This window comes from Citreimonas sp. (assembly GCF_042096055.1).
Taxonomy (GTDB): Bacteria; Pseudomonadota; Alphaproteobacteria; order Rhodobacterales; family Rhodobacteraceae; genus Citreimonas.
The window spans coordinates 3,649-12,992 of the sequence record NZ_JBELMH010000086.1 but is presented as its reverse complement, the minus strand read 5'-3'; the positions used below and the strand labels follow the sequence as shown (position 1 = coordinate 12,992).

The following is a 9,344-nucleotide window of genomic DNA, read 5'->3' as shown; positions in this document are numbered from 1 at the left end:
GCTGTGACGCTTCTTGATACGGCTGGCTTGCGAGAAACCGAAGATGCTGTCGAGCGGATCGGCGTGCAGCGGGCGCGCGACCGGGCCGAGGCGTCGGATCTTCGCGTGCATCTGGTCGCCGATGGCATGGCGACGGACTTGCAGCCGCTTCCAGGTGACGTGGTCCTGCGCGCGAAGGCGGATCTGACAGGGGGCGAGGGCGTCTCTGGCAAGACAGGGCAGGGTGTTCCTGCGCTGGTCGAGGCCGTGAAGGATCGGTTGTTGGCCAAGGCTGGCGAGGCCGGATTGGCGAGCCGCGAAAGGCACCGCCTTGCGCTACAGGCCGGGGCAACACACCTGCACGCTGCGATCGGGCTTCTCGACAGCGGCCCGGACCTGTATGAACTGACCAGCGAAGAAGTCCGACTCGCGCTGCGCAGGCTCGAGGCGCTGCTCGGTCACGTGGACGTGGAGCAGATCCTGGGCGAGATCTTCTCGAGCTTCTGCGTCGGAAAGTAAGGAGTGTTTCACGTGAAACAACGATACGACGTCGTCGTGATCGGTGGTGGTCACGCCGGTACGGAAGCCGCCGCCGCCGCCGCTCGAATGGGGGCGCGGACGGCGCTCGTGACGCTTCGCAAAACCGATTTGGGCGTGATGTCCTGCAATCCGGCTATCGGCGGCTTGGGCAAGGGCCACCTTGTCCGGGAAATCGACGCGCTGGATGGAATCATGGGCGTCGCCGCGGACAGGGCCGGCATTCAGTTCAGGCTGTTGAACAGGCGCAAGGGCCCGGCCGTGCAGGGGCCGCGCGCGCAGGCGGACCGTGCGCTATACCGCGCGGCGATCCAGTCTCTGGTGCAGGCGCAGCCGAACCTCGACGTGATCGAGGGCGAGGTCGTCGACCTCGTGCAGCAGAACGACCGCATCGAAGGGGTTCAGTTGGCAGATGGCACGCAGTTGGACGCCCGCGAGGTCATTCTCACCAGCGGCACGTTCCTTCGCGGCGTAATTCATATTGGCGACGAGAGGCGCCACGGCGGACGCATGGGCGACAAGCCGTCAATCCGCCTGGCCGAGCGCATCGACGATTTCGGTCTGCCGCTTGGGCGCCTGAAGACGGGAACACCGCCGCGGCTGGATGGTTCGACCATTGATTGGACCCAACTCGACATGCAGCCGGGCGACGATGACCCGGTGATGTTCTCCTTCCTCTCGACGGCCCCCTCGGTTCGGCAAATCTCCTGCGGGATCACGGCCACGACCGCACGTACCCACGATATTATCCGCCAGAACCTTGGGCGGTCGGCGATGTATGGCGGGCACATAGAGGGCGTTGGCCCGCGCTACTGCCCGTCGATCGAAGACAAGGTTACGCGGTTCGCGGACAAGGACTCGCACCAGATTTTCCTTGAGCCGGAAGGACTTGACGACGACACGATCTATCCGAACGGAATATCGACGTCGATGCCGGTCGATGTCCAAGAAGCGTACGTGCGCACGATCCCCGGCTTGGAGAACGTCGTTATCCGTCAGCCGGGCTATGCGATCGAGTACGATTACGTCGATCCACGTGCTCTGGACCGCACGCTGGCAGTGAGGTCGCTGAAGGGGCTGTTCCTCGCAGGGCAGATCAACGGCACCACGGGGTACGAGGAAGCCGCGGCTCAGGGCCTCGTCGCCGGCCTGAACGCTGCACTTCGTGCGCAGGGCAGGGAGCCCGCTGTCTTCGAGCGGACCGAATCGTATGTCGGCGTCATGCTGGACGACCTAACGACGCGCGGTGTGACAGAACCCTACCGGATGTTCACCTCGCGTGCGGAATTTCGGCTGTCTCTGCGGGCGGATAATGCGGATCAACGCCTGACACCAAAAGGAATCGCGCTTGGGTGCGTCGGCGAAGTGCGTTCGGAAGCGTTCGACCAAAAGAGCGACAAACTAAAGGATGCTCGGCAGACGCTGCACGACGCTTCTTTTACGCCGCACCAGGTGAGGGCGATCGGCATCAACGTCAACGAGGATGGCGCGCGTCGCACCGCATACCAGTTGCTGGCGTTTCCGGATGTAACCTTCGACGATGTCGCCAGACTGGATCCATGTTTCGACAAGATCGAACCGGCAGTTGCGAAGCAGGTGTCGAATGAAGCGCTGTACGCCAACTACCTGGCGCGGCAACAGCGCGACGTGGATCTATTGAAAAAGGACGAAGCCATAGCGATTCCCGCCGACTTCGCCTATGACGCCATGCCAGGTCTGTCGAACGAACTGAAGGGCAAACTGGTCCGAACGAGGCCAGAGAGCATCGCACAGGCTGCACGCATAGACGGCATGACGCCCGCGGCTCTTGCATTGATCGTCGCCCGTATCCGGAACGATCAACGGCGTGCCATTGCATGAGCCAACTCGCCGGCCGCGATGTTTCACGTGAAACACAGCAGCGCCTGACAATCTTCGCCGACCTGTTGGCGAAGTGGAATCCCAAGATCAACCTCGTGGCTCGCGGCACCATGGACCAGGTCTGGACGCGGCATATTGCGGACTCCGCACAAGTGTTTGACCTCGCGCCTCGAAACGCGCGTTCTTGGGCCGATCTGGGGAGCGGCGGCGGATTTCCCGGCCTTGTCGTGGCGATTCTAGCCGCCGAAGAATCGCCCCATGTAAAGGTCACACTCGTGGAAAGCGACGGCAGGAAGGCCGTCTTTCTACGCACCGTGCTGCGTGAAACCGGCGTCGACGCCAAGGTCGAAACCGCACGGATCGAGCGGTTGGATCCGCTCAACGCCGACGTCATTTCAGCCCGAGCCCTGGCCCCGCTGAAGGACTTGCTGGGCTATGTAGACCGCCACGCCGCGCCCAATGCCATTGCCGTGCTGCCCAAGGGCGCCAGCTGGCAAAAAGAGGTGGATATCGCAACGAAGTCTTGGACCTTCACGCATCAGATCCATAGAAGTGAGACAGATCCCTCAGCCGTCATCCTGACCGTCGGAGACCTGTCGCATGTCTGATCCGCAGCGCCCCGCCTCGCCCAAGATCATCGCGATCGCCAACCAGAAGGGCGGCGTCGGCAAGACGACCACCACGATCAACCTCGGCGCCGCCTTGGCTGAGACGGGCCTCAAGGTGCTGATCATCGACATCGACCCGCAGGGCAACGCGTCGACCGGCCTCGGGATTGAGCCCGAGATGCGCAACTACACCAGCTACGACCTGATCCTGGACGACATTGCGCTGTCGGACCTCGTGCACGAGACAGCGACGCGGAACCTGTCGCTTGTTCCTGCGAACGTCGATCTCAGCTCGGCGGACATCGAGCTCTATTCCAATGAAAAGCGCAGTTTCCTGCTGCGTGACGCGTTGCGGCGACCCGATCTGCTGGAACACGGCTACGATTTCGTGCTCATCGATTGCCCGCCGTCGCTCAACCTGCTGACGATCAACGCAATGGTCGCCGCGCATTCGGTTCTCGTCCCGCTGCAAAGCGAGTTCTTCGCGCTCGAAGGATTGTCTCAATTGATGCTGACGATCCGCGAAGTGCGGCAGAGCGCCAACCCGGATTTGCGGATCGAGGGCATCGTGTTGACGATGTACGACGCACGCAACAACCTGTCGCAGCAGGTCGAGGCCGACGCCCGTGCCAACCTTGGCGATCTGGTCTTTGCCGCGATCATTCCGCGCAACGTCCGGGTCAGCGAGGCGCCGTCTTACGCGCTGCCCGTGCTCGAATATGATTCGATGTCCAAGGGTGCGCAGGCATACCGCGCCTTGGCTGCCGAATTGTTGAAGAAAAACCAGCTGTTGGCCGCATGACGACGGAAGGGAAGAACACCCGCATGGCACCCAGGAAAGAGCAGCGTCGCGGGTTGGGCCGCGGTCTGTCCGCCCTGATGGCGGACGTTGAAACGGTCGAGCCGAGCGAGGCGGGGCGGCCGCGGGCCGACCGGGTCGTTCCGATCGAGCGGATCGTGCCGAACCCGGACCAGCCGCGGCGGTCCTTCACGCCAGCGCAGCTGGACGAACTGGCCAATTCGATCCGGACGAAGGGCGTGATCCAACCTCTGATCGTCCGCGTCGACCCGGCGGACCCGGAGCGCTTCCAGATCGTTGCCGGCGAACGCCGCTGGAGGGCTGCGCAGATGGCGCAGCTGCACGAACTGCCGGTTCTCGTGCGCAGCTTCGACGATACCGAAGTTCTCGAGGTCGCGATCATCGAGAACATCCAGCGCGCCGACCTCAATCCGATCGAGGAAGCGCTAGGCTATCGACAACTGATGAACAAGTTCGGCCACACGCAGGAGAAGATGGCCGAAGCGCTGGGCAAAAGCCGCAGCCACATCGCAAACCTGCTGCGTCTGCTCAACCTGCCGGAGTCGGTGCAGGATATGGTGACCGATGGGAGGCTCAGCGCAGGGCACGCGCGGACGCTGATTACCGCTGAGAAGCCAGAGGCTTTGGCGCAAGCTATTGTTGCCAAAGGACTTTCCGTTCGAGAAGCCGAGCGCTTGGCCAAGGGTGACAGCGCCCAGAAACCGCAACCACGCCCGCGCGCGCGCGACGGGATGCACTTCGATAAGGATGCCGACACCAAGGCACTCGAAGGCGACCTGTCGGCTGCTCTCGGAATGCCGGTTCGCATCGATCACAAATCCGGTGGGGAAAGCGGGTCCGTCACGATCTCTTACGAGACGCTGGAGCAACTTGATTCGTTGTGCGCCCTGCTGAGCACCTATCGCTAGGCTCAGCCCGGCATCAATTCAGCGATGACCGCGTTCAGCAAGAGGCGGCCCTGCGGGGTGGTCCCGATGCGTCCGTCCTCCGCCCAGAGAAGGCCGTTCGCGATCAAGTCGCTCACTGCGTGCTGAAAAGCCGGTTCGTCTGCGATCGCCCCAAGACCGTCAACATCTAGGCCTTCAGTTAACCTAAGGCCCATCATCAAGTGTTCTGCGTCCCGATCCTCGGCGGTCAGAATCTCGACGCTTTCGTCGCCGCTGCCGCTCTCGGCCTCGGCCAACCACTTGCCGGGCGCCAGCCACCCCGCGTTCGATCGTCTTTGGCCGTCCAGCGTGACGCGTCCATGCGCCCCCGGACCGACGCCGATCCAGTCGCCGGACCGCCAGTAGACCAGGTTGTGTCGCGACTCGGCGCCCGGCCGCGCATGGTTCGACACCTCGTAGGCCGGCATCCCGGCTGCGCCGCAGATGTCTTGCGTCATCTCGAAAAGGTCTGCGCCCAGATCCTCGTCGGGCAACCCGCGCAACCCGCCGGCCTGGCGTCGGTCCCAGAAGGCGGTGCCGGGTTCTATCGTCAGCTGGTACAGAGACAGGTGATCCGCGGCCATCGACAGCGCTTCGGTCAGTTCGCTGCGCCAGGCGTCGCGTGTCTGGCCCTGGCGCGCGTAGATCAGGTCAAAGCTTACGCGGTCGAAGGTCGCCTGCGCGATATCGAACGCAGCACGCGCCTCTGCCGCATTATGCAAACGTCCCAGCCGCCGCAGATCGTCCTCGCGCAGGGATTGGACGCCCAGCGACACGCGGTTTACGCCCGCATCGGCGAAGCCACGGAAGCGCGCCGCCTCGACCGAGCGGGGGTTCGCTTCCAGCGTGATCTCGATGTCGTTGGCCCAGGTCCAGCCGTCCTGCGCGGCCCGCAGCACCGTGTCGACCGTGTCCGGCGTCATCAGCGACGGTGTCCCGCCGCCGAAAAAGATCGACGACAGCACGCGGCCCGGCGTCACGGCGGCCCAGCGGCGCACTTCGGCGGCCAGCGCATCCGCCCAGCGTTTTTGGTCTATGAACGCCGTAACGTGGCTGTTGAAGTCGCAATAGGGGCACTTGGCTTCGCAGAACGGCCAATGCACATACAGGCCGAAGCCCCCGCGCTGCCAGGGTTCAACGGTCAAAGCAGCCTGCAACAAGCCTGGCGAAGGCATCGGCACGGTGGCTGATCCGGTTCTTTTGCCAGCGGTCCATCTGGCCGAAGGTCACGTCATGGCCCTGTGGCTGGAAGATCGGGTCGTACCCGTGGCCCTGGTCGCCCCGCATCGGCCAGACCACGCGGCCTTCCATCGTGCCGGGGAAAACCTCGTCGTGACCATCGGGCCAGGCGAGCACCAGTGTGCAGCAGAACCGCGCGGTCCAGGGCTCGGGCGCGCCCTTTGCGACCAGTTCGTCATGCGCCCGGGTCATCGCCATGACGAAGTCGCGGCCGTTCGGCGTTTCGGCCCAGTCGGCGGTGTAGACGCCCGGCGCCTTGTCCAGCGCGTCGATCTCGATCCCGGAATCGTCGGCCAGGGCGGGCAGGCCGGTCGCCTGCGCCGCAGCATGGGCCTTGATGCGCGCGTTCTCGACGAAGGTGGTGCCGGTTTCCTCGGGCTCGGGCAGGTCCATCGCCTTGGCGCCGACGACGGACACGCCGAAATCCGCCAGCAAGGCCGAGATTTCCTCGAGCTTGCCGTTGTTGTGCGTGGCGACCAGCAGCGTGTCTCCGTCGAAGGCGCGGGTCATCCCACGGCCTTCCGCTGCGCCTCGACCAGCTGTGCGACGCCGGCCTCGGCGAGGTCCACCAACTGGCCCATCTGCGTGCGCGAGAACGTGGCGCTTTCGGCCGACATCTGGATCTCGACCAGCTGCCCGTCGCCGCGCAGGATGAAGTTCCCGTCGACGCCGGCCTCGGAATCCTCGGGGTAGTCCAGGTCCAGCACGGGCTGACCCGCATAGAGGCCGCAGCTGACCGCCGCCACTTCCGAGATCAGCGGATCGGTCTTCACGTCGCCGGCCTTCATCAGCTTGTTGATCGCCAGCCGCAGCGCGACCCAGCCGCCGGTGATCGCCGCGCAGCGCGTGCCGCCATCGGCCTGAAGCACGTCGCAATCGACGGTGATCTGGCGTTCGCCCATGGCCTGGCGGTCGACGCCGGCGCGCAATGCGCGGCCGATCAAGCGCTGGATCTCGATCGTGCGGCCGCCCTGCTTGCCGGCCTGCGCCTCGCGCCGCATCCGCGACGAGGTCGAGCGCGGCAGCATCCCGTATTCGGCGGTGACCCAACCCTGGCCCGAGCCCTTGATGAACGGCGGAACGCGCTCTTCCAGCGAGGCCGAGCACAACACGTGGGTGTGTCCGACCTTGATCAGGCAGGACCCTTCGGCGTGGCGCATCACACCGGTCTCGATTGAAACCGGCCGCATTTCGCTTAAATTCCGTCCAGATGGTCGCATGTAGCCTCTCCGTTGTCTGGCTCGGCATAGACGGGCCGCGACCCCCGGCGCAACCCCGATTGACGCCGGCAGAGAGGCCCCTTTAATGACCCGGCTGGCAAGAGGCGCAACATGAAAGAGGCAGGCGCGCTGCTCGAACAGATGAACGACCGCTCGCGCGAGGTTTTCCGCCGCGTGGTCGAAGGCTATCTGCTGTCCGGCGAACCCGTGGGCTCGCGTGTGCTGACCCGCACGCTGTCCGAGAAGGTCTCGGCCGCGACCGTGCGCAACGTGATGCAGGACCTCGAGTTCCTCGGCCTGCTGGACAGCCCGCATGTCAGCGCCGGGCGAGTGCCGACGCAGCTGGGTCTGCGGATGTTCGTCGACGGTCTTCTCGAGGTCGGCGATCTGGAAGCCGCCGACCGCGAGAAGCTGGATGCCACGCTGGGATCGAACACCGACGACGTGGGCGGGCTGCTCGACCGGGTGGGCCACGCGCTGTCGGGCGTCACGCACGGCGCCTCGCTGGTGCTGACGCCCAAGCACGAGGCGCCGCTGAAGCACATCGAGTTCGTCAGCCTGTCCAGCGACCGCGCGCTGGTGGTGATCGTCTTCGCCGACGGGCATGTCGAGAACCGTTTGTTCACCCCGCCGAAGGGGCAGACGCCCTCGGCCATGCGCGAGGCGGCGAACTTCATCAACGCCTTCGCCGACGGCAAGACGCTGGCCGAGCTGAAGACCACGATGGCCCGCGAGATCGTGAAACGGCGGCAAGAGCTAGACACGCTCGCGGCCGAACTGGTGGAATCCGGCGTCGCCATCTGGGAGGCCGAGCCCGACATGTCGGCCCGCCTGATCGTGCGCGGCCGGGCCAATCTTCTGGGAGAGGACGCCGCCGAGGAAGAGCTGGAAAAGATCCGCCTGCTGTTCGACGATCTCGAGCGCAAGCGCGACATCGCCGAGTTCCTCGAACTGGCCGAGGAGGGCGACGGCGTGCGCATCTTCATCGGTTCCGAGAACAAACTTTTTTCGCTTTCGGGTTCCTCTCTGGTGGTCTCTCCATATATGAACGCGGACCGAAAGATCGTGGGCGCGGTGGGCGTGATCGGCCCGACCCGCCTGAACTACGGCCGCATCGTCCCCATCGTGGACTACACGGCCCAACTGGTCGGACGGCTGATCGCCGACCGGCAACAGAGGTGAGACATGGCAGACCCGAAGGAAGATCCGTTCCTCGACGACCCCGAGGCGGTGGAACCCGAAGACGAAAGTGAGCCCAGCACCGAGGATGTCGAGCTGGATTCGCTTCGCGCCGAGCGTGACGATCTGAAGGACCGGCTTCTGCGTGCTCTGGCGGATGCCGAGAACGCCCGCAAGCGCGCCGCGAAGGACCGTCAGGAAGCGCAGGCCTATGGCGGCACCCGCATCGCGCGCGATCTGCTGCCGGTCTACGACAACCTCCAGCGGGCGCTGGCAGTGGCGCGGGAAGACGGCACCTCTGCCTCGACCGCGCTGGTCGAAGGAGTCGAGCTGACGCTGAAGGAGTTGGGCAACGTTTTCGACCGCCACGGCGTGAACCGGATCGAGCCGCAGGTCGGCGACCGCTTCGACCCGCAGCACCACGAGGCGATGTTCGAGGCACCGGTGCCCAACACCAAGGCCGGCGACATCATCCAGGTCTCGGCCAGCGGCTTCATGCTGCACGACCGGCTGCTGCGTCCGGCCCAGGTGGGCGTCAGCTCGACTCCGGCCAGCTAACACGGGCGTCGGGTGGGGGCGCTGCCCCCACACCCCCGGAGTATTTTCGCCAAGGTGAGGGCAAGGCGCGTCAGCCGCTGGCGAGCGCCTTGAGGTCGTAAAGCGCCTGCAGTGCCTCGCGCGGGCTCAGATCGTCGGGGTTCAGCGCCGCGAGGCGTTCCTCGGCTTCCGAGACGGCCTTTGCCTTCGTCGGCGGGGGCGCCGCGGCTGCGGCCGAGAACAGCGGCAGGTCGTCGATCAGCGCCTTGGGTGCCGCGCGTTCGCGTTCGCCTTCCTCGAGCGCTTGCAGCACGGTTCGCGCGCGGTCGATGACCGGCGCCGGTAGGCCCGCCAGTTTCGCCACCTGAACACCATAGGAACGGTCGGCCGCGCCGTCGCGGACCTCATGCAGGAAGATCACCTCGCCCTGCCATTCCTT

Annotated in this window: 9 protein-coding genes and 2 pseudogenes; 7 read left to right on the top strand and 4 right to left on the bottom strand. The window is 65.1% G+C overall.

What is annotated here, in order from left to right:
* The 5 genes and pseudogenes from ACFDTC_RS15285 to ACFDTC_RS15265 form a co-directional block, all read left to right on the top strand.
* Nucleotides 1-498, top strand: a pseudogene (locus tag ACFDTC_RS15285) (tRNA uridine-5-carboxymethylaminomethyl(34) synthesis GTPase MnmE); the annotation flags it as partial.
* A 3-nt stretch (nt 499-501) separates the two neighbouring features.
* Nucleotides 502-2,376, top strand: a complete 1,875-nt coding sequence (gene mnmG, locus ACFDTC_RS15280) for a tRNA uridine-5-carboxymethylaminomethyl(34) synthesis enzyme MnmG (RefSeq protein ID WP_375259747.1) — start codon at nt 502-504, stop codon at nt 2,374-2,376.
* On the top strand, nt 2,373-2,984 hold the full coding sequence (gene rsmG / locus ACFDTC_RS15275; RefSeq protein ID WP_375259746.1) for a 16S rRNA (guanine(527)-N(7))-methyltransferase RsmG: 612 nt from the start codon (nt 2,373-2,375) through the stop codon (nt 2,982-2,984). Before mnmG ends, rsmG begins: the two co-directional genes overlap by 4 nt.
* Nucleotides 2,977-3,786, top strand: coding sequence for a ParA family protein (locus tag ACFDTC_RS15270; protein WP_375259745.1), 810 nt, complete (start codon nt 2,977-2,979; stop codon nt 3,784-3,786). Before rsmG ends, ACFDTC_RS15270 begins: the two co-directional genes overlap by 8 nt.
* Before the next feature lie 23 nt (nt 3,787-3,809).
* Nucleotides 3,810-4,712 (top strand): ParB/RepB/Spo0J family partition protein, encoded by a 903-nt coding sequence (locus tag ACFDTC_RS15265; RefSeq protein ID WP_375259748.1) that lies wholly within the window; start codon nt 3,810-3,812, stop codon nt 4,710-4,712.
* Between the two features lie 2 nt (nt 4,713-4,714).
* Here the strand turns inward: ACFDTC_RS15265 and hemW are convergent, their stop codons facing one another.
* From hemW to rph, 3 genes are read right to left on the bottom strand one after another with little or no spacing between them, the layout of a single operon-like run.
* On the bottom strand, nt 4,715-5,905 hold the full coding sequence (hemW, locus tag ACFDTC_RS15260; protein ID WP_375259744.1) for a radical SAM family heme chaperone HemW: 1,191 nt from the start codon (nt 5,903-5,905) through the stop codon (nt 4,715-4,717).
* A complete protein-coding gene (rdgB, locus tag ACFDTC_RS15255) occupies nt 5,865-6,479 on the bottom strand; it encodes an RdgB/HAM1 family non-canonical purine NTP pyrophosphatase (protein WP_375259743.1) in 615 nt (204 codons plus the stop codon). Before rdgB ends, hemW begins: the two co-directional genes overlap by 41 nt.
* Entirely contained in the window at nt 6,476-7,189 is a 714-nt protein-coding gene (gene rph / locus ACFDTC_RS15250) for a ribonuclease PH (protein ID WP_375259742.1), read from the bottom strand. The genes rdgB and rph overlap by 4 nt, the downstream gene beginning before the upstream one ends.
* Nucleotides 7,190-7,300: 111 nt before the next feature.
* On the opposite strand from rph, the gene hrcA reads away from it, so the two are divergent.
* Both hrcA and ACFDTC_RS15240 read left to right on the top strand, forming a co-directional pair.
* Nucleotides 7,301-8,371 carry a heat-inducible transcriptional repressor HrcA gene (gene hrcA, locus ACFDTC_RS15245; RefSeq protein WP_375259741.1) on the top strand — a complete coding sequence of 357 codons (1,071 nt, stop codon included), beginning with the start codon at nt 7,301-7,303 and terminating at the stop codon, nt 8,369-8,371.
* Between the two features lie 3 nt (nt 8,372-8,374).
* A complete protein-coding gene (locus ACFDTC_RS15240; RefSeq protein WP_375259740.1) occupies nt 8,375-8,926 on the top strand; it encodes a nucleotide exchange factor GrpE in 552 nt (183 codons plus the stop codon).
* Between the two features lie 70 nt (nt 8,927-8,996).
* Here ACFDTC_RS15240 and ACFDTC_RS15235 read toward each other — a convergent pair.
* Nucleotides 8,997-9,344, bottom strand: a pseudogene (locus ACFDTC_RS15235) (DNA mismatch repair protein MutS); the annotation flags it as partial.